The organism is Plantactinospora sp. GCM10030261 (genome assembly GCF_042666615.1).
Classification (GTDB): domain Bacteria; phylum Actinomycetota; class Actinomycetes; order Mycobacteriales; family Micromonosporaceae; genus KBS50.
This window is the reverse complement of the sequence record NZ_JBHTDD010000010.1, coordinates 77,602-104,159: the sequence shown is the minus strand read 5'-3', so window position 1 is coordinate 104,159 and position 26,558 is coordinate 77,602. Positions and strand designations below refer to the sequence as shown.

Here is a 26,558-nt window from a genome sequence, read left to right as displayed (position 1 = left end):
ACGACCCGGCGCGCGGACGAGGACGCGTGCTCAGCGGACCCGGTGCACCCAGCCGTGCCGGTCGTCGATCCGACCCCGCTGGATGTCCTCCAGGGTCTGCCGCAACGACATGGTCACCGTCCCCGGCTCTCCGCCGTTCGTCGCGAACTCACCCTCCGGTGACCGGACCGTCCCGATCGGGGTGATCACGGCGGCGGTGCCGCAGGCGAAGGCCTCGGTGAGCCGCCCGCTGGCCGCGTCGCTGCGCCACTCGTCGAGGCTGACCAGCCGCTCGTGGACCGGGTGCCCCGCCTCCCGGGCCAGCGTGATGATCGATTCCCTGGTGATCCCGGGCAGGATCGTCCCGGTCAGCGGCGGGGTGACAAGCGTGCCGTCGTCGTAGACGAAGAAGACGTTCATGCCGCCCAACTCGTCGATGTACCGCCGTTCGACCGCGTCGAGGAAGATCACTTGGTCGCAGCCGTGCTCGATCGCCTCGGCCTGCGGGGCGAGCGAGGTCGCGTAGTTCCCGCCGCACTTGGCGGCACCGGTGCCGCCGGGAGCGGCCCGGGTGTAGTCCGGAGACACCCACAGCGACAGCGGTTTCACCCCACCCGTGAAGTACGCCCCGGCCGGCGAGGCGATGAGCAGGTAGAGGTACTCGCTTGCCGGCCGCACGCCGAGGAACGCCTCGCTGGCGAACATGAACGGACGCAGGTAGAGGCTGCCCTCGTCACCCTCGGGCACCCAGTCCCGATCGATTTCGATGATTCTGTGCAGCGAGTCCATGAACACCTCCGGCGGCAGCGGCGGCATCGCCATCCGCCTGGCCGAGGTGACGAACCGGGCCGCGTTGGCCTCCGGCCGGAACATCGTGATCGTGCCGTCGGCCGTCCGGAACGCCTTGAGCCCTTCGAAGATCTCCTGGGCGTAGTGGAACACGGCGCTCGCCGGATCCATCGGAATGGGCGCGTAGGGCTCGACCCGGGCGTCGTACCAGCCCTTGCCGTCGGCGTACCGGATCGTCACCATGTGATCCGTCATGACTCGGCCGAATCCGGGCGCGGCCAGCACGGCGGCGCGCTCGGCGGCGGATACCGGAGCCGAATTCGGACGGATCTCGAAGTCGAGCTTGTCACCACCGCTCATCGCGTTGACCTCCATGCAGAACTGGTTGGGGAGACACCCTGCCAGATTGACCGGCAACTGAAAACTACCCCGAACGTTCGTTCAGGGGGAGCCCGTGGTTCGACCGACGGCGACGGCGAGCCCGGCGCGTGGCGCGCCGGACCGGTCGACGACCGGGACACGCGGGCGTGTGCTGGAGCCGCGCGGCGCGCGGCGCGCTGGGATCGTCAGGCGACAGCGGCCGCGAGCCGCTCGCCTACCTCGGCGGTACGCACCGGCGCACCCGCCACCCGGTCGACGAGTTCCGCCGCGACCGCCGCCGATACGCGCGCCGCCGCCTCGGGGTGCCCGAGGTGATCGAGCAGCAGCCCCACCGACAGGATCGCCGCGACCGGATCGGCCACTCCCTGCCCGGCGATGTCCGGTGCGGACCCGTGCACGGGCTCGAACATCGACGGGTATCGCCGGTCCGGGTTGATGGAGCCACTCGCGGCCAGCCCGATCCCGCCGGTCACCGCGGCGGCGATGTCGGTGAGGATGTCGCCGAACAGGTTGTCCGTCACCATGACGTCGTACTGCTGCGGCCTGGTCACCAGATACATGGCCGCGGCGTCCACGTGCTGGTAGTCCGTGCGTACCGTCGGATGGTCGGCCGCCACCGCCGCGAAGGTCCGGGTCCAGAGCGAGCCCGCGTGGGTGAGCACGTTGGACTTGTGCACCAGGGTCACGGTGCGCCGCTCACGACGCTCGGCCCTGGCGAAGGCATCGCGGATCACCCGTTCGACGCCGTGCCGGGTGTTCAGGCTCTCCTCGGTGGCGATCTCGGCCGCGGTGTCCCGGTGCAACACTCCGCCAGCTCCGGCGTACAGACCCTCGGTGCCCTCCCGCACCACGAGCAGGTCGATGTCGCCGGCCTTGACGTCCGCCAGCGGGCCGGTGGTGCCGGGCCAGAGCCGGGACGGCCGCAGATTGACGTACTGGTCGAAGGCGAACCGCAGACGCAGCAGAAGACCACGTTCCAGCACGCCGGGCGGCACCGACGGGTCGCCGACGGCACCGAGCAGTATCGCGTCGTGCCCGGCCAACTCGGTCAGGACGCTGTCGGGCAACACCTCACCGGTCCGGGCGTACCGCGCGGCGCCGAGGTCGTACTCGGTGGCCTGCACGCCGGGTAGCACGGCGTCGAGAACGAGGCGAGCCTGCTCGACAACCTCGGGGCCGATGCCGTCCCCGGCCACCACCGCGATCCGCGCCACCGCCACGTCGAACTCCTCGCCTCCGCCGTCCAGGGAACCCTAGGCCAACGTCCCGATGAGCGGTACGCGCGTCCCACTGGATGAACAGTGACCCAACGTACAGGACTTTCACAGCGCCGATCCACCGAACGGTCACCTCCATCACCTAGCGTGATGCACCGGAGGGGGGCAACATGATGCTGCACCGAGCGGGCCGGATGGCGGGGCTGGAGCCGCCGGTCGTCCACGACCGGACGCCCGACCTGCACATCGGGACGGGCATCGTCAGCGGTCGGGCGGTTGACCTGGTCGGCACCGCCCCGCCCGACCGGATCGTCGCCCGGCACATCATCCACACCTCGACCGCCGAGTTCCTGCTGATCCTCAACGCCCCCGGCGGCCTGGGTCGGCGCGACATCAGCGAGGCGCTCGCCGACGCGGTCGCCGAGCTACGCGCTATCGACGTCACGTACAGCCCACTCCGCCCCGAGAGCCTGGTGTCCCGCCTCCGCCGGGGCGAGATCTCCGCCGAGGCATACCCGCCGTTGGCCGACATCGTCGCCCGATGCGCGGCGATGCGCGCGGCCACCGACGGCTGGTTCGACGCCTGGGCGATGCCGGGCGGGTTCGATCCCGGTGGCCTGCTGGTCGGCTGGGCCGTCGAGCGGGCCGCCACCCGGCTGCGCGCCGCCGGCATCGCCGACTACGCCGTGGTCAGCGGGGCCGACCTGGTGGTACGCGGCCAGGCTCCGCACGGCGGCCCGTGGCGGATCGCGATGCACCACCCGACCCGACCCCGACGGTCACCGCTGATGCTGGAGATGACGGCGGGCGCGGTCGGCACGTCCGGGGTGGCGGGCCGGCGCAACCACGTCTTCGACCCACACACCGGCGAGCCGGTCCACCACCTCGCCAGCGCCACCGTCGTGGGACCCGAACTCGCCGTCGCCGACGGATACGCCACCGCCCTGTTCGCGGCCGGGCCGGTGGGCTACGACTGGTTCCCGAGTTCCGACGGCTACCAGGCGCTGTTCGCCGGTCCGGGCTGAGCGACCGCGCGATAGGCCGTTCCGCTCCGCCGTGCCCGCCTCGGCGTGCCGACCTGCGATTCCACTGGGACCGAGGATCGACACCCGGTCGGCCCCCACGCCTCGGCAACGGTCGTGAGGGCCGACCATCGACGACTACGCGTGGCTCGCGCACGTCGGGGTGCCGGCCACCCGGCTGAGACGCCGTGCCTCGTCACCCGAAGACGAGCCCTGCGTCGGGAAGCTCACCGGGTAACCTCGTCGATACGCTATCGAATCGACGCAACTCGCCGCAAGCGCTCGCCCTCGGGCATCCCGTAGATATCCACAGTAGATGGCACGTGAACTCGCGCTCAGCGGTCCGCGGTCGGTGGCGGATGGCCGCTGTAGGTGCCGACGAAGCGGAACCGCAGCCCCGGCTCCCGATACTCCTCCATGGCGTGGGCGAGCCAGCCCGCCGTACGCGCGATGGCGAAGATGGCCTCACCGGCGTCGGCGGACATCCGGCAGGTGTGGGCGAGCGCGGCGAGTGCGAAGTCGACGGTGGGTAACTGCGGCGACCGGCGCCGGGCCGCTTCGAGCAGGCCGTCGATGGCCGCCCGAGCCCCGTCCACGGCCGGCACGGGGGTGATCAGATCCAGCAGGGCCGCCGCCCGGGGATCTCCGTCGGGATAGAACCGATGTGGTCGCCCCGCGAAGCCCGTCACGTGTCCCTGCCTTCGCAACGCCTCCGAGTAGACCCCGATCGGGTCGCCGGTGGTCATCGCGTCCGCCAGCAGCCGGTACGCGTACCCGGCCGCCAGCCCGTGCAACGGGCCCTCGGATGCGCTGAGACCCGCGGCCACCACGGCGTACGGGTGGGCCCGGGTCGACGCTGCCACCCGGGCGGCCAGTGTGGACGCCGCCAGGTCGTGGTCGGCGAGCAGCACCAGCGCGCCGTTGAGGGCGGCCAGCCCGGCCGGATGCGCCGGCTCGGCGGTGAGCCGGGGCCACAACCGGTCGGCCAGCCGCAGACCGGCGGGATCGTCGCGCGGCTCGATGCCGACCAGCGGCAGCGCGTCGACGAGGACGCCCAGCAGGTTGGCGCCGGTCGCGGCGACGGCGTCCGCCTCGGTGGTGAACCGCAGGGGGTCGACCGACGCCGCCACGCCGGCGATCAACCGCAGCCGGTCGACCGACAGCACCCCGGGAGGCAGTGCGGCGATCGCCGTGCGAGCCAACCCGACCACGTCGGCGGCGCCCGCGAACCGGACCTCCGGATCGAACCGTTCCGTCCACAGCCAGTGCGCCACGGTCTCGAAGGTGTGCGTCCGGGCCAAATCGGTGGCGTCCCGACCTCGGTAACTGAGCCGGCCGCCACTGATCAGCGTCAGCGCGGTGCGGATCACCGGACCCTGCCCGCCGGTCCGCCGACCCCGCTTGCCGCCGGCGACGAGCCGGTCCACCTCCGCCGCGTCGAAGAGGCTTCCCCGCCCGTCCGATCCTCGAACGCTGTGCAGTACGCCACGGCTCACATACGCGTACACGGTCTCCGGTTTGACGCCCAACCGCCACGCGACCTGCTCGGTGGTGAGCCGTTCCGGCTCGTCGGGATGGTCCATCCGCCAATCGTCACATTGATTGGTCAACGTTGACAACTCATGCAACGTGAACGAAAGTCGCGCCGGACGACGAGGAGGGAATCCATGCCGCACCCGGTGAACACCTCCGCTCCCGACCGGAGCGCCGAGCCCGCCCCCACCGACCCTGGCAGCGCCGAGCGGAACCGGGGCGTCCCGGCTCCCCGCCGGGACGACCGGCCCATCGACGTGCCGCGCGGCCTCAGCGGGGTGGTGGTCACCGAGACCGAGATCGGCGACGTCCGCGGTCGGGAGGGCTTCTACCACTACCGGCAGTACTCGGCGATCGATCTCGCCGAGCGCCGGAGCATCGAGGACGTCTGGCACCTGATGATCGACGGGGAGCTGCCGGACGCCGCCCGTGGCCGCGCGTTCGCCGCCGAGATCGCGCCACTACGCCGGATCCCGGACGCCCTGCGGCCGATGCTCACCTCGATCGCCCGGGACGCCCGGTCACGACCGTTGGACGGGCTGCGTACCGCGCTTTCGCTTGCCGGTTCGGCGCGCGGCGTACGGCCGCTGATGGACCTCGATCCGGCCGCCCGCCGGGCCGACGCGCTGTACGCCTGTGCGCTCACGCCGACGTTGCTCACCGCCCTGCACCGGGTGCGGGCCGGCCTGGCGCCGGTCGAACCGCGGGACGACCTCGGCTACGCGGCGAACTACCTCTACATGTTGACCGGCAGCGAGCCGGATCCAGCGCACGCCCGGGCCATCGAGCAGTACCTGATCTCGACAATCGACCATGGTTTCAACGCTTCGACGTTCACCGCCCGGGTGATCGCCTCCACGGGAGCCGACCTGATCGCCTGCCTGTGCGGTGCCGTCGGCGCACTGTCCGGACCGCTGCACGGCGGCGCACCGAGTCGCGCGCTGGACAGCCTCGACGCGATCGGCGCCCCGGACCGCGTCGACGGGTGGATCCGCGACCGGGTGCTCGCCGGCGAGCGGATCATGGGCTTCGGCCATCCCGTCTACCGCACCGAGGACCCGCGCTCCCGGATGCTGCGCGGCCTCGCCGAATCCCTCGGCGGCGACCTGGTCGACCTCGCCACCCGGGTCGAGCGCCGCGTCCTCGAACTGCTCGCCGAGTTGAAGCCGGGTCGCGAGTTGCACACCAACGTGGAGTTCTACGCCGGCGTGGTGATGGAGCTGTGCGGCCTGCCCCGGGACATGTTCACCCCGACGTTCGCCAGCAGCCGGGTCATCGGCTGGTGCGCGAACATCCTGGAACAGGCCGCCGACAGCAAGATCATCCGTCCGAGTGCCCGGTACGTCGGACCGCCACCGCCGCAGCCGGTCCCCGACGTCGGCTGAGCCACCGGACCGACTGTCGCGGCGGCGGGTGCCGGAGGGGTTCGGCACGCGGCGGACCCCTCCGGCCGGGCCTCGACCGTGCTCAGTCCTCCCGCAGGTCGACGGCGCTCGCCGAGGTGGCGCCGACCGAGGCGGCGGCCGAGTCGAGCAGGTCCACCCCCACCGCCGAATCGACGGTGAGCGTCATCAGCGCCTCACCACCGGCCTCCCGGCGGGCCACCTGCATAGCGGCGATGTTCACGCCCGCCTCGCCGAGGATCGAGCCGACCGCGCCGACGACACCGGGCCGGTCCGCGTACCGGAAGAAGAGCAGGATGCCCTCGGCCGCCAGTTCGAGGTCGAAGCCGTCGACCTCGGTGAGCTTGCCGACGTCCCTGGTTCCGGCGCTGACCAGAGCACCGGAGACGGTGACCATGCGCCCGTCCGGCAGGGCTCCCCGGACGGTGACCAGGTTGGGCAGCTCGCCGGCCTCGCCGAACGTCGCCAGCGCGACCTCGACCCCGCGGTCGGCGGCCAGGTGCGGCGCGTTCACGTACGTCACCTGCTCCTCGACCACGGAGGCGAACAGGCCCTTCGTGGCGGCCAGCCGGAGCACCGTCACGTCGTTTGTCACGATCTCGCCGCGTACCTCGACCGTGACGCTCGCCGCGACCTGACCGGCGACGGCGGTGAACACCTTGCCGAGCTTCTCCGCGAGCGGCAGCAGTGGCCGGACGTCCTCGGCGACCACGCCGCCGGCCTGCACGTTCACCGCGTCCGGGACGAACTCGCCCTGCAGGGCCAGCTTGACGCTGCGGGCCACCGCGAGCCCGGCCTTGTCCTGCGCCTCCGCCGTGGACGCGCCCAGGTGCGGGGTCGCCACCACGTTGTCGAACGCGAACAGCGGCGAGGAGGTGCACGGCTCCTTGGCGTACACGTCGATGCCGGCGCCACCGACCCGACCTTCCGCGATCGCGTCGGCGAGCGCCTGCTCGTCGACCAGACCACCGCGGGCGGCGTTGACGATCCGGACGCCCGGCTTCACGATCGCGAGTTCCTTCTCGCCGATGAGGCCCACCGTCTCCGGGGTCTTGGGCAGATGGATCGAGATGAAGTCGCTCTCCCGCAGCAGTTCCTCGAGACCGACGAGGCGCACCCCGAGCTGGGCCGCCCGGGCGGGCTGGATGTACGGGTCGTACGCGATGAGCCGGGTGCCGAAGGCGGCGATGCGCTGGGCGAAGAGGACGCCGATGCGGCCCAGACCGACCACGCCCACGGTCTTGCCCTGGAGTTCGACGCCGGTGTACTTGGACCGCTTCCACTCCCCCGCCTTCAGCGCCGCGCTGGCGCTCGCCGTGTTGCGAGCCACCGCCAGCAACAGGGCGACCGCCTGCTCGGCCGCCGAGACGATGTTGGAGGTGGGGGCGTTGACCACCATCACGCCGCGGGCGGTGGCCGCCGGCACGTCGACGTTGTCCAGCCCGACCCCGGCCCGGGCGACGACTGTGAGCTGCGGCGCCGCGGCGACGGCCTCGGCGTCGATCTGGGTGGCGCTGCGCACGATGACCGCGTCCGCGGTGGCGAGCGCCGCCAGCAGCGCCGGGCGGTCGGTGCCGTCGACATGGCGGACGTCGAAGTCGTGGGCGAGCACGTCGATGGCGGCGGGGGCGAGTTCTTCGGCGATCAGTACGACAGGAGTCATCGGTCCTCGTAAGCGTCGTCAGGAGGTTCTCGGGGCCGCGGGGCGCCGCTCTGCGCCCCACGCTGATCCGTGCCATGCGGCGGTCGACTCCTGGCCGGCACGCCTACCCGCGATCGTAGGCCGCCACCGATACCAGCAGGCACGGCATCCACCGTGAGTGGCCTCACAAACGTCACCTAACCGCCCGCCATGGGGACGCAACGCCCATCCTGTTTCCCCTGTCCTCAGCGCGGGTACCACCCATGTCTGCCACACAAATGCCGGTCACGGGTGTCCAGCCCGTTCCAGCACGCGCAGGAGCAGCCGGATGTCGGGATGTCACAGCACGCTTCGATGAGCGGACGGTGGCGCAAACTCCTGGCGTTCGTCCAGCGGTATCCGCTCGCCCACTTGATCATCGGGCTGATCGGCCATGTCATGTTCTTCAGCGGCAGCGTGCTGTATGTGCTGGACGTCACCCAGGTCGGCCGCTACCTGTTCCTGGTCGGCAGCTCCGCCATGCTCGTCGGGGCGCTCGGCGAGGTGGCGAAGAACATCGGCCGGCGCAGCCTCCGCCGGCACGACATCGACCCCGTCACCGGAGGGACGCCCATCCCTGCCCCCGCCCCGGCGCTCCCGCGATCTTTGGCCCGGGTATAAGGGATCTACAACCCATAGTCGAGCCCGAAGTGCAAGATCGCGAGGGAGGGGTGGGAACGCCGGGGCAGGGGGGTGGGGAGGGAACGGTGTCAGGCGGTTTCGGTGATCGGCCGGTCCACCCAGCTCATCATGCCGCGCAGTTGCTGGCCGGTCTCCTCGATCGGATGCGCCGCCCCTTCGGCCCGCCACTTCGTGAAGTTGGGCCGACCGGCGTCGTCCTCGGCGATCCACTCCCGGGCGAACTCGCCCGATCGGATCTCGGCGAGGATGCGCTTCATCTCCTCCTTGACCCGGGCGTCCACCACCCGGGGGCCGCGCGAGTAGTCGCCGTACTCGGCGGTGTCCGAGACGCTGTACCGCATCCGCGCGATGCCGCCCTCGTACATCAGGTCGACGATCAGCTTCAGCTCGTGCAGGCACTCGAAGTAGGCGATCTCCGGGGCGTAGCCGGCCTCGGTGAGCACCTCGAACCCGGTCTGTACCAGCGCGGCCGCGCCGCCGCAGAGCACCGCCTGCTCGCCGAACAGGTCGGTCTCGGTCTCCTCGGAGAAGCTGGTCCGGATCACGCCGGCCCGGGTGCCGCCGATCGCCTTCGCGTACGCCAAAGCCAGCGCCAGCGCACCGCCGGTGGCGTCCTGCTCGACGGCGACCAGGCAGGGCACGCCCTTGCCGTCGACGTACTGGCGGCGCACCAGGTGCCCCGGCCCCTTGGGAGCCACCATCGCCACGTCCACGTCGGACGGTGCGGTGATGAAGCCGTACCGGATGTTGAAGCCGTGCCCGAAGAACAGCGCCTTGCCGGCGGTCAGGTTCGGCGCGATGGCCTCGGCGTACAGCGAACGCTGCACGGTGTCCGGCGCCAGCACCATGATGACGTCCGCGGCCGCGGCGGCCTCCGCCGGCGTACGCACCGCCAGCCCCTGCTCCTCCGCCTTTGCCCGGCTTTTCGAGCCCTCGGGCAGGCCGACCACCACGTCGACGCCGGAGTCCCGCAGCGACAAGGCGTGCGCGTGCCCCTGGCTGCCGTAGCCGAGCACCGCGACCCGCTTGCCCTGGATGAGAGCCAGATCGGCGTCGTCGTCGTAGTACACCTCAGCGGTCATGTGACTCTTCCCTTTCGTACGGTGGCGTCCGCCACCGGATCAGGCCGCCCGCGACGCGGGACCGGCGGGTCAGGCCGCCCGCAGTGCGGGGCCGGCGGTGATGGACCGGGATCCACGCCCGATGGCGACAAGCCCGGACTGCACCATCTCCTTGATGCCGAACGGCTCCAGGTCGCGCAGCAGCGCGTCCAGCTTGTCCGGGGTGCCGGTCGCCTCGATGGTGAGGGTTTCCGGAGCGACGTCGATCACCCGGGCCCGGAACAGGTTGACCGTCTCGAGGACCTGCGCCCGGGCGGCCCGGTCCGCCCGCACCTTCACCAGCAGCAGTTCGCGGGCGACCGAGACCGACTGGTCCAGCTCGACGATCTTCAGCACGTTCACCAGCTTGTTGAGCTGCTTCGTGACCTGCTCCAGCGGCGAGGAATCGGCGTTGACCACAATGGTCATCCGCGACACGTCCGGGTTCTCCGTCTCCCCCACCGCCAGCGAGTCGATGTTGAAGCCGCGACGGGAGAAGAGCCCGGAGACCCTGGCCAGGACGCCCGGCTTGTTCTCCACCAGCACGGACAGGGTGTGCATGCTCATTACAGTTCGTCCTCGTCGAAGTCCGGGCGCACGTCCCGAGCAAACATGATCTCGTCATTGCTGGTGCCGGCGGCCACCATCGGCCACACCATCGCGTCCTTGCCCACCACGAAGTCGATAACGACGGGAACGTCGTTGATCGCCATGGCGGCCTTGATCGTCTTGTCCACGTCGGCGGCGGTCTCGCACCGCAGCCCGACGCAGCCGAGAGCCTCGGCCAACTTCACGAAGTCGGGGATGCGGTGCTTGTGGGTGCCCAGTTCGGTGTTGGAGTAGCGCTCGCCGTAGAACAGCGTCTGCCACTGACGCACCATCCCCAGATTACCGTTGTTGATCACAGCCACCTTGATCGGGATGCCCTCCAGGGCACAGGTGGCCAACTCCTGGTTGGTCATCTGGAAGCACCCGTCGCCGTCGATCGCCCAGACGGTCGTGTCCGGCTGGCCCACCTTGGCACCCATCGCCGCCGGGACGGCGTACCCCATGGTGCCGAGCCCACCGGAGTTCAACCAGGTCTGCGGCTTCTCGTAACGGATGAACTGGGAAGCCCACATCTGGTGCTGGCCGACGCCGGCCACATACACGGCGTCCGAACCGACCAGCTCGCCCAGTCGCTCGATCACGTACTGCGGGGCAAGCGTGCCGTCGGCCGGCTCGTCGTAGCCGAGCGGGTAGCGGCCGCGCAGGTCGTCGAGCTGCGCCCACCACTCGGTGCGATCCGCGCCGCGGGGCCCGTCGCCGCCGCCGATGGCGGCCACCAGGTCGTCGATGACGTGCCTGACATCGCCGACGATCGGCACGTCCGCGTGCCGGTTCTTGCCGATCTCGGCCGGGTCGATGTCGGCGTGCACGACCGCCGCGCCCGGCGCGAAGGAGTCCAGCCGACCGGTGACCCGGTCGTCGAACCGCGCCCCCAGCGCCACGATCAGGTCCGCCTTCTGAAGCGCGTACACCGCCGCGACCGTGCCGTGCATGCCCGGCATGCCGAGGTGTTGCGGATGCGAGTCGGGGAAGGCGCCGCGAGCCATCAGGGTGGTCACCACGGGGATACCGGTCAGTTCGGCCAGCCGGCGCAGACCCTCGGTGGCCCGCCCCTTGAGCACCCCGCCGCCGACGTAGAGCACCGGCCGGCGGGCGGCCGCCATCAGCCGGGCCGCCTCCCGGATCTGCTTGCCGTGCGGGTGCAGGGTCGGCCGGTATCCCGGCAGGTCCAGCGTGGGCGGCCAGCGGAAGGTGGTCTGTGCCTGGAGCACGTCCTTGGGCAGGTCGACCAGGACCGGCCCGGGACGCCCGGTCGCGGCCAGGTGGAACGCCTCGGCCAGGGTCTGCGGGATCTCCTCGGCGGACTGGACCAGGAAGTTGTGCTTCGTGATCGGTAGCGTGATGCCCTGGATGTCAGCCTCCTGGAAGGCATCCGATCCGATCGAGGGCCGCGCCACCTGCCCGGTGATCGCCACGATCGGCACCGAATCCATGTACGCGTCGGCGATCGGCGTGACCAGGTTGGTGGCGCCCGGACCGGACGTGGCGATGCAGACGCCAACCCGGCCGGTGGCCTGGGCGTAGCCGGTCGCCGCGTGCCCGGCGCCCTGCTCGTGCCGGACCAGGATGTGCCGCACGGCCGAGTCGTAGAGCGGATCGTACGCCGGCAGGATCGCCCCACCCGGAATGCCGAACACCACCTCGACGTCGAGCGCCTCCAGCGACTTCACGAGCGACCCGGCCCCGCTGACCTGGATAGGGGCGGAGGCCCGTACCGCGGCGGCGGAGGCGAGAGTGGCAGGTGTCGGCGCGGCGGTCGCCGGGCGGCCGGGAGTCGGCCGGTGGGCGAGGGCCTCTGGCGTGGGGGGTCTCGTCATGGCAGTTCAGCCTTCGGGTCGGGACCTGTGTCAGCGCTACGGATGGACGTCAGCGCCATGGGTGGATCGGTGAGCGGCGCCCGGGCGAGCGTTCGGTCCGGACGACCACCTCGCCCGGGCCTCCGGCCCGGACAGTCGTACGGTGATCAGTGCCAACAAAAATGGCCCACGTGCAGATGCACGGGGCCAGCGCACTCTCGGCGGGAGAGTGCGCTCAGGGAAGTACTCGCGAGATAATGCTCGACATGCGCCTAAGCCTGACGCATCTCACGCGCTGAGTCAACAGATCTCACATCTTGGGCAGAAGATGTCGCGGTAGCGGGCTCCGCCGGTCCGCCGGCCGGCGTGGCGCCGGAGGCGGTGGCCGCCGCGCCCGGAACCGTGGCCGCCCCGCCGGAGACCGCGGCCGGGGCGCCGGGGAGGGCGGCCGTGGCGCCGGCCTGATCCACCGGCCCGGGCCGTTGGTGTGGCACCGGAGACCGCCCGCCCGCCCACGCGCTCGCCGACTCCAGCTGCGCCGTCAGGTGGTCCGCCGGCACTCCCCAGCCGAACAGGCGCCCCTGGCCGAAGCGGCATCCGGCCGCCACGACCGCCGCCAGCTCGGCCGGGGTGGTGACCCCCTCCGCGATCACCTCCAGCCCCAGCCGGTGGCCCAACCGCATCACCACGTCCACCATCGGAGCGGGCAGTGTCCCGGTCGCCACTATCGGACCCTCCCCCGGCTCCGGTTCGGCGACCAGGCTGTGGTCGATCTTGAGGATGTCCAACGGCAGCCGGCGCAGCTGGCCCAGCGAGGAATAGCCGGCACCGAAATCGTCCAGGGCGATGCGTACGCCGGTCATCCGCAACGCGGCAAGTCGCTTGATCAGCTCGTCGAGGTCGGTGGCCACCGCGTGCTCGGTGACCTCCAGCACGAGCCGTTGCGGCGGCACCTGGTGCGACCGTAGCGCCTCGGCCACCTGGACGACGTACTCCGGCGCGTGCAGTTCGCGTGGCGACACGTTCACCGACACCCACACGTCGTGCCCTGCGGCCAGCCACAGGGAGAGCTGGTGACATGCCTGGTGCAACACCCAGGCACCCAACTCCACGATCATGCCGCACTCCTCGGCGAGCGGGATGAACTCGTCCGGGCCGACCGCCCCCAGCTCCGGATGGTCCCACCGCAGTAGTGCCTCGGCCCCGACCGGCCGGACCGAGGGCACCGCCACCACCGGCTGGAAATGCAGCCGCAACTCGTCCCGCTCGACCGCCCCGCGCAGCTCGTGCTCCAGGATGGTCCGCCGGCGCAGCAGGTGGTCATAGGCGACGTCGTACCGCTCGATCCGGTTCTTGCCGCGCTGCTTGGCGTACCGCAGCGCGAGATCGGCGTGCCGGAGCAGATCCTCCACCGCGGCGGTGGCCGGCAACGCGGCCAGGCCGATGCTTACCGAGAGGTAGACCCGCCCCTCCACCGCCTCGTACGGCCGGTTGAGCACGCCCAGCAGCCGTTCCGCCACCCGCTCCGCCGCGGCGGCGTTGGCCCTGGTCAACACGGCGAACTCGTCCCCGCCGAGCCGGGCCGCGACGTCACCGGGCCGCAGATTCGCCCGCAGCCGGCGACCCACCTCGACCAGCACCGCGTCGCCCACATCGTGTCCGCGCATGTCGTTGACGATCTTGAAACCGTCCAGGTCCAGACCGAGCAGGACCCGGGGCCGGTCGGGGTCCTCGGCGTGCAGGGCGCGCAGCAGGCCACGCCGGTTGGCCAGCCCGGTCAGCGGATCGGTGTGTGCCAGCTCGCGGAAGTGCGCCTCCCGCTCGATCAGCCGGTGGGCGTAGCCCCGCACCTCCCGCAGCGCCAGCGACTGCCGGGCGACCAGCGCGAACCCCTCCACCAGATAGGCGATCATGCCGTTCGGGGTGACGGTCCCGCCGCGGGCCAGGTGGTAGATCGACGCCGTCGCCAGCAGCAGCATCGGCACGAACGCGTACCCCGAGCCCCGCCGGATGACGTCCGGGCCGTCCTCGCCGCCCGGGCTGGAGCCCCGGCTCGCCAGCGCCACGACGACCAGCCCCGCGCAGAGCAGCACCGCGGCGACCAGGGTGACCGCCGGGCCCGACTGGCAGACGCCGGCCGCGAGCAGCAGCCCGCCGATGGCGATCGGACCCACGCCAGCGGCCGCCAGCACCGTCCGGTGCCGGGGTCGCGGCGCCCGGAGCAGCACGATGCCGGACAGCCCGACCGTGCCGGCGGCCGTCACGCTGGACAGCAGGATGGCGGGGCAACCCGTCGGCGTGGCGCCCCCGAGCAGCCGGGTCGGTTCGACCATCAGCACCCAGCCGGCGAACCACAGCCCGGCCGCGGTGACCACGCCGTCCAGGGCCAACCGACCGGCCGCGGCGGCGCCACGCACCACGCTGGGCAGCCGGAGCAGCGCCAGGCAGAACGCCACGCTGGCCAGCGTCATCCCGAGGGCGACCACGGTCGCCAACATCATCCGGGCGTGCCGCTGGCCGGACCAGTCGGCGTGCAGTACGACCATGCCGACCAGGCCGACGACGAGGACACCGGTCGCCGCGACGGCGCCGATCGCCAACCACCGGTACGCCGCCCGGTCGGCGGATGCGGTGGAATCACCCCCGGCGGGGGACGCGGACGGGCTCCCGGTGGCTCGGGTGGCACCGGCGGCCCGCCGCGCGGCGCCGATCAGCGAGACGGTGGCGGCCGCTGCGATCAGACCGCCACCGACCGCGACGGCGACCACGACCGGCAGCAGGTGCACGCCCTCACTCTGCCGGATCAATGCCATCGGCGGGGGTCGAGATAGACCCGTTGTTCCCGTGTCGGTATCTGCCCCGCTGGGCGCGCCGACGATATCGGCGCGCCGCGCCGTCCCGCGTCGTGGACGGGTGGGGCCGGGCGGTCGCCCGTACCCGACCGTCGGTGCCAGACTGGGGCCATGCCTGACCTGCGGTCGAAGACCTCCACGCACGGACGGACCATGGCCGGTGCCCGGGCGCTGTGGCGGGCCACCGGGATGACCGAGGACGACTTCGGGAAGCCGATCGTCGCCATCGCCAACAGTTTCACCCAGTTCGTACCCGGACATGTCCACCTCAAGGACCTCGGCGGCCTGGTGGCCGACGCGGTGGCCGAGGCGGGTGGCGTCGGGCGGGAGTTCAACACGATCGCGGTCGACGACGGCATCGCCATGGGGCACGGCGGCATGCTCTACTCCCTGCCCAGCCGGGAGTTGATCGCCGACGCGGTCGAATACATGGTCAACGCGCACTGCGCGGACGCCCTGGTCTGCATCTCGAACTGCGACAAGATCACACCGGGAATGCTGCTCGCTGCGCTCCGGCTGAACATCCCGACCGTCTTCGTCTCTGGCGGGCCGATGGAGGCCGGCAAGATCGACGCGGCGGTGCTGGACGGCATCGTCCGACCCGCCGGCGAGTCGACGGTACGCTCGATCGACCTGATCGACGCCATGATCGCGTCATCCGACGACGCGGTCACCGACGACCGGCTCGGCGCCGTCGAGCGCTCCGCCTGCCCCACCTGTGGCTCCTGCTCCGGCATGTTCACCGCGAACTCGATGAACTGCCTCACCGAGGCGATCGGGCTGGCCCTGCCGGGCAACGGGTCCACCCTGGCCACCCACGCGGCGCGCCGGTCGCTCTTCGTCGAGGCCGGCCGCACCGTCGTGGAGATCGCCAAGCGGTGGTACGACGCCGACGACGCCTCGGTGCTGCCCCGGTCCATCGCCAACCGGGCGGCGTTCGAGAACGCCGTGGCGCTGGACGTGGCGATGGGCGGCTCCACCAACACGGTGCTGCACCTGCTCGCCGCCGCCCGGGAGGCGGAACTCGACTTCGGCGTGTCCGACATCGACGTCATCTCCCGGCGGGTGCCATGCCTCGCCAAGGTGGCGCCGAACTCGCCCGTCTATCACATGGAGGACGTGCACCGGGCCGGCGGCATCCCGGCCATCCTCGGCGAACTGGATCGCGCCGGGCTGCTGCGTCGGGACGTCCGCGCGGTGCACACCGACAACCTGGACGACTGGCTGCGGGACTGGGACATCCGGGGCGGGAACGCGATCCCGGCCGCCATCGAGCTGTTCGGCGCGGCGCCGGGCGGGGTGCGCACCACCGAGCCGTTCTCCACCGCCAACCGCTGGTCCAGTCTGGACACCGACGCGGCCGGTGGCTGTATCCGGGACCGGGCGCACGCGTACTCCGCCGACGGTGGGCTGGCGATCCTGCGCGGCAACCTGGCCCCGGACGGCTGCGTGGTCAAGACGGCCGGGGTGCCCGAGGAGTGCCTCACCTTCCGCGGGCCGGCCCGGGTGTTCGAGTCGCAGGACGCGGCGGTCGAGGCCATCCTCGGCCGGCGGGTGGTCGCCGGGGACGTGGTGGTGATCCGGTACGAGGGCCCGAAGGGTGGTCCTGGCATGCAGGAGATGCTCTATCCCACGTCGTTCCTCAAGGGACGCGGACTGGGTCGGTCCTGCGCGCTGCTCACCGACGGCCGGTTCTCCGGCGGGACCTCCGGACTGTCCATCGGGCACGTCTCTCCCGAGGCGGCGTCCGGCGGCCTGATCGCGCTGGTCGAGGAGGGCGACGAGATCGTCATCGACATCCCGGCCCGGAGCATCGAGCTGACCGTGCCGGCCGACGTGCTGGACGCCCGGCGCGTCGCCCAGGAGAAGCGGGACCGTCCGTACACGCCGGTGGACCGGGACCGGCCGGTCTCCGCGGCGCTCCGCGCCTACGCCTCGATGGCGACCTCGGCCAGCGACGGCGCCTACCGCCGCGTCCCGGAGTGAGGAAAGGCGGTGTGGCCACGGGTCTCGCTCCGCAATGGCGCAGTGCCGTGGTCAAGCCGCCCTCGGGAGCCGTGGGACGGCCTGCGTCGGTCTGGTGGCGGCCAGGTCGTGGGTGGTCTGAAGACTGGCCCAGAAGTCAGGGGTCGTCCCGAAGGCGCCCGCCAGGAGCCAGGCGGTCTCCGGCGTAATGCCTCGCTTGCCACGGACAAGCTCATTGATTCGCTGAACCGGTACGCCCAGGTGGTCGGCCAACGCCACCTGGGTCAGGCCGAGCGGCTTAAGGAACTCCTCGCTCAGGATCTCGCCGGGGTGGGTCGGGATCCGATTCTCTGGCAGCATCTGTCCTCCTCAGTGGTAATCGACGATCGAGACCTCGTGCGCATCTCCGCCTTCCCAACGGAAGACGATGCGCCACTTGTCGTTCACGCGGATGCTGTGCTCTCCCTCGCGGTCCCCCTTCAACGCCTCCAATCGGTTTCCCGGCGGCACCCTCAGGTCGCGAAGCTCGCGGGCCGCGTTGACCATGTCCAGCTTCCGAAGCGACGTAGCGCGTATGTCGGCTGGGATGCGTCGGGCACGGCCCGATCGTCCGTGGAACAGGGCCTCGGTCGCCCGGTCGCCGAACGAGGCGATCAAGATCCATCTCCTCACCAGGCAGTAGCCTGCTTTCACGGTATCCGTGCAACCGTGCTAAGTAAGCTACCATCCCCATGACTCCCGAGTTCCCGACAGTGGCGTACTCCAAGCGTTGACGAGGGCCCTTCTTCGACCTTGAGCACCGCCGGCCGATGACCCGGGAGGTAATCGACACCGGCGGCGGCGCGGACCAAGCTGATCACCTCACCGACGACAACGAGGAGGATCGGCGTGGACACCCGCGAGGTGGTACAGGACCTGTTGGGGCGGATCGGCGAGGGCGACCCGGATCGGATCGCCGAGGCGTACGCCGAACGGGTGGACTGGCGGCTCGACTGGCCGGCGGAGGAGCACGGCGGCGAGGTGCCGTGGATCCGGCCACGGTCCACCCGCGCCGAGGTGGCCGACCACTTCCGGAGCATCGCGAGCCACCACGAGCAGGAACGGGCGGCGGCGGAGATCGAGCGGATCCTCGTCGACGGGCCCGACGCCGTCGTCCTCGGCACGATCGTCAACCGGGTCCGGCGGACCGGCCGCGACTACCGGGCCCACTTCGCGCTACACCTGACGGTCGACGGCGAGGGCCTGGTCAACCGCCACCACATCTACGAGGACAGCCTCTCGGTCGCCCGAGCCTGGGCCGGCTGAGGTCGACAACAGGCCCCTTCCGACGCGTGAAGCGATAAGAAGGGGCCCTTCCTTCAGACGGGAGGTGGGCGACGTAGGGTGCAGGAAGCCGAGGTGAAGGAGCGCCGGTGAAGCGGCCGACGATGGCGGACGTGGCCCGCCGGGCGGGCGTCTCCAAGGGCGCCGTCTCGTACGCGTTGAACGGCCTGCCCGGCGTCTCCGAAGCCACCCGGCGCCGCATCCTCGACGTGGCCGCCGAACTCGGCTTCAGCCCCAACAGCGCGGCTCGGGCGCTGTCCGGCGCGAGCGCCCACGCGGTCGGCCTGGCGCTCTGCCGGCCGGCCAGGATCCTCGGGGTCGAGCCGTTCTTCATGGAACTGATAAGCGGCGTGGAAGGGGAGTTGTCCGCCCGGGGCTACGCCCTCACCCTCCAGGTGGTCGCCGATCCGGACGCCGAGATCGCGGTGTACCGCCGGTGGTGGGGGGAACGCCGGGTGGACGGCGTTTTCCTGTGCGATCTGCGGGTCGACGACCGCCGGGTGCCGACCCTGGAGGAGCTGGGACTTCCCGCCGTGGTGATCGGCGGCCCCGGCCACACCGGCCGGTTGGCCAACATCTGGTCGGACGACGCGGCGGCGGTCGACGAGGCCGTGCGCTACCTGGTCGCCCTGGGCCACCGGCGGATCGCCCGGGTCGGCGGTCTGCCCGGGTTGCTGCACACCGAGATCCGGTCGACGGCTTTCGAGGCGGTGTGCCGGCGCGCCGGCATCGACCGGGCGGTCACCGTGTCGTCGGACTACACCGGGGAGGACGGGGCACGGGCGACCCGGCGGCTACTCAGCTCGACCGACCGGCCGACCGCCATCGTCTACGACAACGACGTGATGGCCATCGCCGGCCTCGCGGTCGCCCAGGAGATGGGGCTCTCGGTGCCGACCGACCTCTCCCTGGTGGCCTGGGACGACTCGCCACTGTGCCGGCTCACGCACCCGCCGCTCACCGCACTCGGTCGCGACATCCCAGCGAACGGGGCGAACGCCGCCCGGCAGTTGCTGGCCGTGATCGCGGGTGAGCAGGTCGGTGCGTACCAGGACGAGCCCGCCCACCTCACTCCCCGGGGTAGCACCGCGCCGCCACGCCGCACCGGATGACGGTGACCCGGCAACGGCTGCCGGCCGGCGCGTGGTGGTTCGGGTGACCGGTTGCCGGACCCGATAGCATCCGGAGGGACTCGCGACTGGCGCAGCAGGGCCCGCCGTTCCGGATGGGCCCTTGGTGGAATCGACCACCGGGGAGCGACCGGCACGTGCACCGCGCGCCTGGGTGCCACGACAACCGCCAGGAGGCGCTCGTGCACGTACCATCGATCACCAGCCTGACCGCCGCGGACCCGCAGTTGGCCGCCCTCGTCGAGGGCGAGGCCAAACGACAGCACGACAAGCTCCGGATGATCGCGTCGGAGAACTACGTGTCGACCGCGGTCCTGGAGGCCTCCGGCACGGTGCTGACGAACAAGTACTCGGAGGGTTACGCCGGCCGTCGCTACTACGAGGGCCAGCAGTTCGTCGACCCGATCGAGACGTTGGCCATCGAGCGGGCCAAGGAGGTCTTCGGCGTCGAGCATGCCAACGTCCAGCCGTACTCGGGATCGCCGGCCAACCTGGCCGCCTACCTGGCGTTCCTGTCCCCCGGTGACACGGTGCTCGGGATGTCGCTGCCGATGGGCGGCCACCTCACCCACGGCTGGTCGGTCTCCGCCACCGGCAAGTGGTTCAACCCGGTCCGCTACGGCGTCTCCCGGGAGACCGGGCGGATCGACCTCGACGAGGTTCGCGACCTGGCCCGCCGGGAACGGCCGAAGGTGATCTTCTGCGGTGGCACGGCCGTTCCGCGCGTCATCGACTTCCCCGGCTTCGCCGAGATCGCCCGCGAGGTCGACGCCGTCCTGGTGGCCGACATCGCACACATCGCCGGACTGGTGGCGGGGGGCGCGCACCCGTCCCCCGTCGGGCACGCGGACGTCATCACGACCACCACGCACAAGACCCTGCGTGGCCCGCGAGGCGCGATGATCATGACGACGGCACAGCACGCCGCCGCGATCGACAAGGCGGTCTTCCCCGGCCTCCAGGGCGGCCCACACAATCACACCACCGCGGGCATCGCCACAGCGTTGCGCGAGGCCGCCACCCCGGACTTCCGGTCGTACGCGGCGCAGATCGTCGCCAACTCGAAGGCGCTGGCCGCGGCCCTGCTGGAGCGCGGCTTCGAGCTGATCTCCGGTGGCACCGACAACCACCTGATCCTCGCCGATCTAACTGGCAAGGGAATCGGCGGCAAGCCGGCGGCGCAGGCACTGGACCGGGCCGGCATCGAGCTGAACTACAACACCGTGCCGTTCGACCCCCGCAAGCCGTTCGACCCGTCCGGCATCCGGCTGGGAACGGCGGCACTCACCACCCGTGGCCTCGGCGAGGAGCAGATGCCCCAGGTGGCGTCCTGGATGGACGAGGCCGTCGCGGCCGCCGCGAAGGACGACGAGTCGACAATCGAGCGGATCGCCGGTGAGGTCAGCGACCTGCTGGCCGGCTACCCGATGCCCGGGTACGCCGTGAACTGACGTACCGCCGACCGGCCGGTCCGTCGCTCCGGCGGCCCCGGCCGGTCGGTGCTCGCTCCGGCGGCGCCGGCCGGTCGGTGCTCGCTCACCCCGTCCGTCGCTCCGGCGGAGCCGGTCGATCGGCGCTGGCCACGCTGGTCCGTCCCTCCAGCGGCCGGTCGGGTCGGTGACACCGGCGGCATGGTCAACCCGTTCCCTCCAGCGGCCGGTTTCATCCGGCTCGCGATCGCGGCGGTTGCGCTGTCGATCTCCACTCGTTCGCTCCCGGCGGCGGTTGGTCGCCGCCGGGATGCGAAAATCAGCGGGTGAGCAGCCCCGACACGGTCCGGTTCCGGCACAGCCAGGTGATCTGGGTGGCCGGCGTGATTGCCCTGTTCGGCGCCCTCCCGCTGGCCGGCTCCCGGTGGTTTCTGGCGCCCCTGCTCCTGATCCCGCTGACCGTGGTGATCTGGGGATGGCGGGCCGGTACCGACGCCGACCGGACCGGCCTGCGTCTGCGCGGGCTCGTGGGCAACCGGCGCATCCCCTGGTCGGAGGTCGTCGAGCTGAGCGGCGACGAGCGGGGGCGGGCACAGGCCCGCCTCGCGGACGGCCGCGTCGCTCCGCTGCCTGGCGTACGGGTCGCCGACCTGCCGCGGCTGGTGGCCGCCAGCGGACGAGGGCTCGACGCTCCCGCTCAGTAGCCGTCGACCACCTCGTTGACCAGGGGCCGCCCGTCGGCCAGACGCCGCACCTGCTCCCCGGCCAGCCGGTAGGCGCGCGGCAGCAGTCCGCGTACCGAGCCCGCCACATGTGGGGTGAGCAGCACGTTCGGCATGTCCCACAGCGGATGCCCGGCGGGCAGCGGCTCCGGCTCGGTGACGTCGAGCGCGGCCCGCAGCCGACCGGTGCCCAGGGCGGCGACCAACGCGTCTGTGTCGGCGACCGGGCCTCGGGCGGCATTGACCAGCAACGCGTCGTCCGGCAGCGCGGCCAGGAAGTCGGCGTCGACCAGGCCGCGGGTCTGGTCGGTGAGCGGCACCACCACCACGACGACGTCCGCCGAAGGCAGCAGGGCGGGCAGTTCCGACACGCCGTGTACGCCCTCGGCGGGGCGACCGGTGCGGGCCACCCGGGTGATCTCGACCTCGAACGGTTCGAGCCGCGCGGCGATCGCCGCCCCGATCGATCCGGCGCCCACGATGAGCACCCGCTTGCCGGCCAGCTCGTCGGTGGGCGTCGCCGCGGCGTAGCTCCACTCGTGCCGGGCCTGAGCCCTGGCGAACTGCGGAAAGGCGCGAACGTGCGCCAGGATCGCGGCGAGCACCCACTCCGCGGTGCTGGAGTCGTGAACCCCTCGGGCGTCGCACAAGGTAACCCCGTCCGGGGTTCGACCCACCCAGGCATCCGCCCCGGCGGAGAGCAGTTGGATGACCCGCAGGTCGGGCAACCGAGCCGCCATCTTCACGGCCTCGTCCTGGGCGAGGAACGGGGGCACCCAGAACTCCACACCGCCCGGGTCGTCCGGGGCGGCGGCGAGGTCGGTCGCCACCTCGACCATCACCGTCGCCGGCAGCTCGCCCATGAGGGGCCGGCCCTGCTCGTGCGGGATCCACACCTTCACGCTGGCCGACGATACCCCGCCCGCACCCCTCCCTCTCCTCGATCTCCCCCCGTCGATCCCCCCGTCGATCTAGGGCAGATGGTTGTGAGTCGATCTCCAATCACGACCATCTGCCCTAGATCGACGAGGAAAGGGGGTGGGGGTCAGGTCAGGTCAGGTCGGGGCCGCGGCGGCGGAGTTCGTCGACCGACCCCATCGCGGTACGCAGCTCACCGAGCCATTGCTCGGCGTGTTCACCGACCAGCCGGACGCACCAGGCCAGCGCCTCCGAGCGGGACCGGGCCACTCCGGCGTCCACCAGGGTGTCGAGGACCTGGCGCTCCGGCTGCCGCAGCCGGGTCATCACCGGCGCGGACAGGTTCGTGAACAACTCCTCGGTGCCACCGCAGACGGCTCCCCAGGCGACCTTCCGGCGGTACCGGTGCTCCACCTGCTGGGCGATCTTTATGCGCCGTTCCCTGGTCTCCTCCCGGTGCTGGTTTATGCGGCCGGCCTCGGCCGCCGCCCGGTCGGCCGGGCTGGCGTCCGCGGGCAGCTCCGGTTCGGGCAGCCGACCGATGATCGCGATCTCCTCGCGGTCGATCGCGATGCGCGGCGGCTCGGAGAACAAACCGTCCGGAATCGCCCCGATGATCCAGGCCGAAGCGTCGTCGGCAGCCGGCGGCTCGCCACGGGAGCCACCGAACCGCCCGCCCCCGTCCCATCTCCTGTCTCGCATGATTACCTCCGCTGACCAGAATGATTACATGATTACACCGTTGCACGCATTGCGTCTACCACAATCCACCGGTCAAATGGCACCGGCGTCCGCGCCGACACCCGCGCCAGCACCGCACCGCTGCCGGCACCGGCACCGCTGCCAGCGCCGGCACCCGCACCGCTGCCGGCCCCCAGGCCCGCACCGCACCCGCATCCGCAGCCGCAGCCGCAGCCGCAGCCGCCACACCATGATCGACTCGATGTGCGGCATACCGGGGTCACGGGAGTCGCTCAACCCCACGACATGCCGCGTCTCGGGTGGATCATCAGCCCGCTCCGCCGAGGTCACCCCTGACGTCATGACCACCCAGATCCTGAGCGCGGGAAGGGGCCGGGAGGGCACCGCTACGCTGGATCGGTGACCGCGTACCAGTGGAAAGCCCGGACCCGCGCGCTGGCCGCCGCCTTCGCGGTGGCCGTCCTGACGGTCAGTGGGTGTTCGTTCGGCGAGCCGGAACCCGACCCGGCCGGCGAGCCGCCCCGCTTTCCGACGCCGTCGGCGTCCGCCTCCAGCCCCACCGGGGGCGGTGGACTCGACCAGCAGGTCGCGGCGACCGTGCTGGCGAAGGGCCTCCGGGTCCCGTGGGGCATCGGTTTCCTGCCCGACGGCTCGGCGCTGGTGGCCGAGCGGGACAGCGCCAAGATCCTCCAGGTCGGTCCGGAGTCGGGGCCGAAGGGCCTCACGGTGCGTACGGTGCAGACGGTCGACGAGGTCGACGGCGGCGGCGAGGGCGGTCTGTTGGGCCTCGCGGTCTCCCCCGACTACGAGCGGGACAAGTCGATCTTCATCTACTACTCCACCCGCGAGGACAACCGGATCGCCCGGCTCACCCTCGGTGCCCCACCCACCCCGATCCTGACCGGCATCCCGTTGTCCGGCATCCACAACGGCGGCCGGCTGGCGTTCGGCCCGGACGGCTTCCTGTACGCGACCACCGGCGATGCCTCGCAACGCGGTCTGTCCCAGGATCCGAAGAGCCTGGGCGGCAAGATCCTCCGGATCACGCCGGACGGCAAGCCGGCCCCGGGCAACCCCACCGCCGGTTCGCCGGTATGGAGCCTGGGACACCGCAACGTGCAGGGCATCGCCTGGGACGACAACAAGCGCCTGTACGCCACCGAGTTCGGCCAGAACACCTGGGACGAGATCAACCTCATCGAACCTGGGAAGAACTACGGCTGGCCGGAAGTGGAAGGCAAGGAGAGCGCCCGGAGCGAATTCACCCAGCCGCTGGTGCAGTGGCGGACCTCGGAGGCATCCTGCTCCGGCGCGGCGGTGGTGGGCCGGCTGCTCGCCGCCGCCTGCCTGCGCGGCCAACGGCTGTGGCTCGTCGAGTTGACCGCCTCGGGCGCGGTTCTGGGCCAGCCCCGGGCCATCCTGACCAACGCCTACGGCCGGCTCCGCACGGCCGTTACCGCGCCGGACGGGTCGCTGTGGATCGCGACGTCCAACCACGACGCGCGCGGCAAGCCCGGGGCCGACGACGACCGGATCATCCGCCTGGTCTTCTCCGATGGCTCCGCCGGAAAGAGTTGACCACTCCCTCCTCCCGGGTTTCCCCAGATCTTGGGCGGGGCAGGTCATGATTCTGTGATGGACGGGCAGGCGAGAGACAACGACGGCGCCGGAACCGAGCGGACCCCGGAGCGCCGTACCCGTAATGCGGCTGGACGCGCCCGCGGGGCCGCCGGCCGGGTGTTGGGGTCAACCGGACGGGCGTTCGGCGAGACCGGCCGGCGCACCCGCGCGGCACTGAACTCGCTGTGGGGTCGCCGGGTCGCGCTGGGTACCGCGCTCGTCCTGGTGAGCCTCATCGGCACGCTGCTCGGCACGCTGCTCGGCGCGCGGGTGGAGACCGACATCGGCCCGTTCCGCGCTCAACTCGCGGTCACCCCCGCGGTGACCGGCGAGACGGACGTTCGCATCCCGCCGCTGGGCGCGCTGGCCTTCGACACCCACGATGGACCCGCCCGATTCAGCGTGCAGCTCGGCGCGCTCGACCAGGAGCGGACCGAGGCCCTCATCCGCGACCCGCGCAACCTGGACCGGATCAGCCAGCTCGCCGTCGAGGACGTGACCGAGGGCGTGATCCGGCTCGGCCTGCGTACCGTCGCGGTGGCCGTGCTCGGCGCGATGCTGCTCGCGGCGCTGGTCTTCCGCGACGTGCGCAGGGTCGCCTGGTCCGGCCTGCTCTCCCTGGGGCTGACCGTCGGCACGCTCGGACTGGCCGGGTTGACCGTGCATCCCCGCGCCATCGAGGAGCCCCGCTACGAGGGTCTGCTTGTCAACGCTCCGGCCATCATCGGTGACGCCCGGTCGATCGCCACGAACTACGGCAAGTACGCCGACCAGCTCCAGCGCCTGGTGGGCAACGTCAGCAAGCTGTACACCACGGTGTCCGCACTGCCGGTGTACGAGCCGAGCCCCGGCACCACCAGGGTGCTGCACATCTCGGACATGCACCTCAACCCGTCCTCGTGGCAGCTGATCCGAACCGTCGTCGAGCAGTTCAACATCGACGTCGTGATCGACACGGGCGACATCAACGACTGGGGCAGCGAGCCGGAGACCTCGTTCGTGGGCTCGATCGCCCAGTTGAAGAAGCCGTACGTCTACATTCGGGGAAACCACGACTCCGCCGCCACGGCGGCGGCCGTCGCCGCGCAGCCGAACGCGATCGTGCTGGACCAGTCGCTGACCCAGGTGGCCGGTCTGACAATCGCCGGCGCACGCGATCCTCGATTCACCCCGGACAAGGACACCTCGGCGGCCGGAGCCGGACTCACCACCTCCGACGCCGACCAGTTGATCACTACTGGGGAACGGCTGGCCGCGACAATCCGGTCGGCGCTGCCGCAGCGGGTGGATATCGCCCTGGTCCATGACCCCGCGTCGGCCGGACCGCTGTCCGGGACGGTGCCCCTGGTGCTCGCCGGTCACACCCACAAGCGGGAGGTGCTCAAGCTGCCGCAGGTGCCCGGCGAGCAGCCGACGCAGCTCTTCGTCGAAGGGTCCACCGGCGGCGCCGGACTGCGCGGACTGGAGTACGACGACCCCACGCCGTTGAACATGACGGTGCTCTACTTCGATCCGGCGAAGAAGCTCCAGGCGTACGACAACATCACCGTCGGCGGTACCGGGCAGTCCCAGGTCAGCCTGGAGCGGCACATCATCCCGGACCCGGGCGCCGTGGCCCCGGACGCCTCGCCGACGCCGACCCCGACCCGGGGCCCGACTCCGACGGCCACGCCGAGCGGGACGGCCCCGGCCGGCACGCCCACCTCCCCCACCGCTCCACCGAGCTGACCGGTCCCCAGCCATT

Annotated in this window: 23 protein-coding genes and 1 riboswitch; of the genes, 10 read left to right on the top strand and 13 right to left on the bottom strand. The window is 71.5% G+C overall.

The features are described from left to right. Window positions 1–30: 30 nt before the first annotated feature. A complete protein-coding gene (locus ACFQUZ_RS14485) occupies window positions 31–1,128 on the bottom strand; it encodes a branched-chain amino acid aminotransferase (protein ID WP_377442206.1) in 1,098 nt (365 codons plus the stop codon). Window positions 1,129–1,334: 206 nt separating this feature from the next. After that, window positions 1,335–2,363 carry a 3-isopropylmalate dehydrogenase gene (locus ACFQUZ_RS14480; protein WP_377442424.1) on the bottom strand — a complete coding sequence of 343 codons (1,029 nt, stop codon included), beginning with the start codon at window positions 2,361–2,363 and terminating at the stop codon, window positions 1,335–1,337. A 176-nt stretch (window positions 2,364–2,539) separates the two neighbouring features. Between ACFQUZ_RS14480 and ACFQUZ_RS14475 the strand changes: the two genes are divergently transcribed. Then, window positions 2,540–3,391: an FAD:protein FMN transferase gene (locus ACFQUZ_RS14475; RefSeq protein WP_377442422.1), complete on the top strand. Its 852-nt coding sequence runs from the start codon at window positions 2,540–2,542 to the stop codon at window positions 3,389–3,391. A gap of 332 nt (window positions 3,392–3,723) precedes the next feature. Here the strand turns inward: ACFQUZ_RS14475 and ACFQUZ_RS14470 are convergent, their stop codons facing one another. Further along, window positions 3,724–4,971 carry a citrate synthase gene (locus ACFQUZ_RS14470; protein ID WP_377442204.1) on the bottom strand — a complete coding sequence of 416 codons (1,248 nt, stop codon included), beginning with the start codon at window positions 4,969–4,971 and terminating at the stop codon, window positions 3,724–3,726. An 84-nt stretch (window positions 4,972–5,055) separates the two neighbouring features. Between ACFQUZ_RS14470 and ACFQUZ_RS14465 the strand changes: the two genes are divergently transcribed. After that, window positions 5,056–6,306 carry a citrate synthase gene (locus ACFQUZ_RS14465; protein WP_377442202.1) on the top strand — a complete coding sequence of 417 codons (1,251 nt, stop codon included), beginning with the start codon at window positions 5,056–5,058 and terminating at the stop codon, window positions 6,304–6,306. Window positions 6,307–6,388: 82 nt separating this feature from the next. Here ACFQUZ_RS14465 and serA read toward each other — a convergent pair whose 3' ends face one another. Continuing rightward, on the bottom strand, window positions 6,389–7,987 hold the full coding sequence (serA, locus tag ACFQUZ_RS14460; protein WP_377442200.1) for a phosphoglycerate dehydrogenase: 1,599 nt from the start codon (window positions 7,985–7,987) through the stop codon (window positions 6,389–6,391). A 333-nt stretch (window positions 7,988–8,320) separates the two neighbouring features. On the opposite strand from serA, the gene ACFQUZ_RS14455 reads away from it, so the two are divergent. Next, a complete protein-coding gene (locus ACFQUZ_RS14455) occupies window positions 8,321–8,626 on the top strand; it encodes a YrhK family protein (protein ID WP_377442198.1) in 306 nt (101 codons plus the stop codon). 89 nt (window positions 8,627–8,715) lie between these two features. On the opposite strand, the gene ilvC is transcribed toward ACFQUZ_RS14455, so the two are convergent. The 4 genes from ilvC to ACFQUZ_RS14435 form a co-directional block, all read right to left on the bottom strand. Then, complete coding sequence (gene ilvC, locus ACFQUZ_RS14450; RefSeq protein ID WP_377442196.1) at window positions 8,716–9,729, bottom strand: ketol-acid reductoisomerase; 1,014 nt, start codon at window positions 9,727–9,729, stop codon at window positions 8,716–8,718. A 69-nt stretch (window positions 9,730–9,798) separates the two neighbouring features. After that, a complete protein-coding gene (gene ilvN / locus ACFQUZ_RS14445) occupies window positions 9,799–10,314 on the bottom strand; it encodes an acetolactate synthase small subunit (RefSeq protein WP_377442194.1) in 516 nt (171 codons plus the stop codon). Beyond that, a complete protein-coding gene (locus ACFQUZ_RS14440; protein ID WP_377442192.1) occupies window positions 10,314–12,173 on the bottom strand; it encodes an acetolactate synthase large subunit in 1,860 nt (619 codons plus the stop codon). The genes ilvN and ACFQUZ_RS14440 overlap by 1 nt, the downstream gene beginning before the upstream one ends. A gap of 251 nt (window positions 12,174–12,424) precedes the next feature. Next, window positions 12,425–14,938, bottom strand: a complete 2,514-nt coding sequence (locus ACFQUZ_RS14435) for a putative bifunctional diguanylate cyclase/phosphodiesterase (RefSeq protein WP_377442190.1) — start codon at window positions 14,936–14,938, stop codon at window positions 12,425–12,427. Window positions 14,939–15,115: 177 nt separating this feature from the next. Between ACFQUZ_RS14435 and ilvD the strand changes: the two genes are divergently transcribed. Next, window positions 15,116–16,990 carry a dihydroxy-acid dehydratase gene (ilvD, locus tag ACFQUZ_RS14430; RefSeq protein ID WP_377442188.1) on the top strand — a complete coding sequence of 625 codons (1,875 nt, stop codon included), beginning with the start codon at window positions 15,116–15,118 and terminating at the stop codon, window positions 16,988–16,990. Window positions 16,991–17,041: 51 nt separating this feature from the next. Here the strand turns inward: ilvD and ACFQUZ_RS14425 are convergent, their stop codons facing one another. After that, window positions 17,042–17,329, bottom strand: coding sequence for a HigA family addiction module antitoxin (locus ACFQUZ_RS14425; RefSeq protein ID WP_377442186.1), 288 nt, complete (start codon window positions 17,327–17,329; stop codon window positions 17,042–17,044). A 9-nt stretch (window positions 17,330–17,338) separates the two neighbouring features. Then, complete coding sequence (locus ACFQUZ_RS14420) at window positions 17,339–17,626, bottom strand: type II toxin-antitoxin system RelE/ParE family toxin (protein WP_377442184.1); 288 nt, start codon at window positions 17,624–17,626, stop codon at window positions 17,339–17,341. 231 nt (window positions 17,627–17,857) lie between these two features. Here ACFQUZ_RS14420 and ACFQUZ_RS14415 point away from each other — a divergent pair, with 231 nt between their 5' ends. The 4 genes from ACFQUZ_RS14415 to ACFQUZ_RS14400 all read left to right on the top strand — a co-directional run bounded on the left by ACFQUZ_RS14415 (window position 17,858) and on the right by ACFQUZ_RS14400 (window position 21,556). After that, window positions 17,858–18,274: a nuclear transport factor 2 family protein gene (locus ACFQUZ_RS14415; protein ID WP_377442182.1), complete on the top strand. Its 417-nt coding sequence runs from the start codon at window positions 17,858–17,860 to the stop codon at window positions 18,272–18,274. Between the two features lie 122 nt (window positions 18,275–18,396). Beyond that, the gene (locus tag ACFQUZ_RS14410) at window positions 18,397–19,404 is read left to right on the top strand and encodes a LacI family DNA-binding transcriptional regulator (RefSeq protein ID WP_377442420.1); all 1,008 of its coding nucleotides are present in this window, start codon (window positions 18,397–18,399) and stop codon (window positions 19,402–19,404) included. A gap of 74 nt (window positions 19,405–19,478) precedes the next feature. Next, window positions 19,479–19,585, top strand: a riboswitch (ZMP/ZTP riboswitch). Window positions 19,586–19,604: 19 nt separating this feature from the next. Then, on the top strand, window positions 19,605–20,873 hold the full coding sequence (glyA, locus tag ACFQUZ_RS14405; protein ID WP_377442180.1) for a serine hydroxymethyltransferase: 1,269 nt from the start codon (window positions 19,605–19,607) through the stop codon (window positions 20,871–20,873). A 305-nt stretch (window positions 20,874–21,178) separates the two neighbouring features. Next, on the top strand, window positions 21,179–21,556 hold the full coding sequence (locus ACFQUZ_RS14400) for a PH domain-containing protein (RefSeq protein WP_377442178.1): 378 nt from the start codon (window positions 21,179–21,181) through the stop codon (window positions 21,554–21,556). Here the strand turns inward: ACFQUZ_RS14400 and ACFQUZ_RS14395 are convergent. The 3 genes from ACFQUZ_RS14395 to ACFQUZ_RS14385 all read right to left on the bottom strand — a co-directional run bounded on the left by ACFQUZ_RS14395 (window position 21,550) and on the right by ACFQUZ_RS14385 (window position 23,536). Beyond that, window positions 21,550–22,476 carry a 2-hydroxyacid dehydrogenase gene (locus ACFQUZ_RS14395; RefSeq protein ID WP_377442176.1) on the bottom strand — a complete coding sequence of 309 codons (927 nt, stop codon included), beginning with the start codon at window positions 22,474–22,476 and terminating at the stop codon, window positions 21,550–21,552. The two genes, ACFQUZ_RS14400 and ACFQUZ_RS14395, sit on opposite strands and share 7 nt — an antisense overlap. 148 nt (window positions 22,477–22,624) lie before the next feature. Next, on the bottom strand, window positions 22,625–23,194 hold the full coding sequence (locus ACFQUZ_RS14390; RefSeq protein ID WP_377442174.1) for a hypothetical protein: 570 nt from the start codon (window positions 23,192–23,194) through the stop codon (window positions 22,625–22,627). Between the two features lie 72 nt (window positions 23,195–23,266). Next, window positions 23,267–23,536 (bottom strand): hypothetical protein, encoded by a 270-nt coding sequence (locus ACFQUZ_RS14385; protein ID WP_377442172.1) that lies wholly within the window; start codon window positions 23,534–23,536, stop codon window positions 23,267–23,269. 57 nt (window positions 23,537–23,593) lie between these two features. On the opposite strand from ACFQUZ_RS14385, the gene ACFQUZ_RS14380 reads away from it, so the two are divergent. Further along, the gene (locus ACFQUZ_RS14380) at window positions 23,594–24,772 is read left to right on the top strand and encodes a PQQ-dependent sugar dehydrogenase (protein WP_377442170.1); all 1,179 of its coding nucleotides are present in this window, start codon (window positions 23,594–23,596) and stop codon (window positions 24,770–24,772) included. Window positions 24,773–24,829: 57 nt separating this feature from the next. Continuing rightward, window positions 24,830–26,542, top strand: coding sequence for a metallophosphoesterase (locus ACFQUZ_RS14375; RefSeq protein WP_377442167.1), 1,713 nt, complete (start codon window positions 24,830–24,832; stop codon window positions 26,540–26,542). Window positions 26,543–26,558: the final 16 nt, after the last annotated feature.

What these genes read in the sequence shown, in the direction of transcription:
- ACFQUZ_RS14485 (WP_377442206.1), bottom strand. Translation starts at nt 1,128, where the DNA reads ATGAGCGGTGGTGACAAGCTCGACTTCGAGATCCGTCCGAATTCGGCT.
- ACFQUZ_RS14475 (WP_377442422.1), top strand. Translation starts at nt 2,540, where the DNA reads ATGCTGCACCGAGCGGGCCGGATGGCGGGGCTGGAGCCGCCGGTCGTC.
- ACFQUZ_RS14470 (WP_377442204.1), bottom strand. Translation starts at nt 4,971, where the DNA reads ATGGACCATCCCGACGAGCCGGAACGGCTCACCACCGAGCAGGTCGCG.
- ACFQUZ_RS14465 (WP_377442202.1), top strand. Translation starts at nt 5,056, where the DNA reads ATGCCGCACCCGGTGAACACCTCCGCTCCCGACCGGAGCGCCGAGCCC.
- serA (WP_377442200.1), bottom strand. Translation starts at nt 7,987, where the DNA reads ATGACTCCTGTCGTACTGATCGCCGAAGAACTCGCCCCCGCCGCCATC.
- ACFQUZ_RS14455 (WP_377442198.1), top strand. Translation starts at nt 8,321, where the DNA reads ATGAGCGGACGGTGGCGCAAACTCCTGGCGTTCGTCCAGCGGTATCCG.
- ilvC (WP_377442196.1), bottom strand. Translation starts at nt 9,729, where the DNA reads ATGACCGCTGAGGTGTACTACGACGACGACGCCGATCTGGCTCTCATC.
- ilvN (WP_377442194.1), bottom strand. Translation starts at nt 10,314, where the DNA reads ATGAGCATGCACACCCTGTCCGTGCTGGTGGAGAACAAGCCGGGCGTC.
- ACFQUZ_RS14440 (WP_377442192.1), bottom strand. Translation starts at nt 12,173, where the DNA reads ATGACGAGACCCCCCACGCCAGAGGCCCTCGCCCACCGGCCGACTCCC.
- ilvD (WP_377442188.1), top strand. Translation starts at nt 15,116, where the DNA reads ATGCCTGACCTGCGGTCGAAGACCTCCACGCACGGACGGACCATGGCC.
- ACFQUZ_RS14425 (WP_377442186.1), bottom strand. Translation starts at nt 17,329, where the DNA reads ATGCTGCCAGAGAATCGGATCCCGACCCACCCCGGCGAGATCCTGAGC.
- ACFQUZ_RS14410 (WP_377442420.1), top strand. Translation starts at nt 18,397, where the DNA reads ATGGCGGACGTGGCCCGCCGGGCGGGCGTCTCCAAGGGCGCCGTCTCG.
- ACFQUZ_RS14390 (WP_377442174.1), bottom strand. Translation starts at nt 23,194, where the DNA reads ATGCGAGACAGGAGATGGGACGGGGGCGGGCGGTTCGGTGGCTCCCGT.
- ACFQUZ_RS14385 (WP_377442172.1), bottom strand. Translation starts at nt 23,536, where the DNA reads ATGACGTCAGGGGTGACCTCGGCGGAGCGGGCTGATGATCCACCCGAG.
- ACFQUZ_RS14375 (WP_377442167.1), top strand. Translation starts at nt 24,830, where the DNA reads ATGGACGGGCAGGCGAGAGACAACGACGGCGCCGGAACCGAGCGGACC.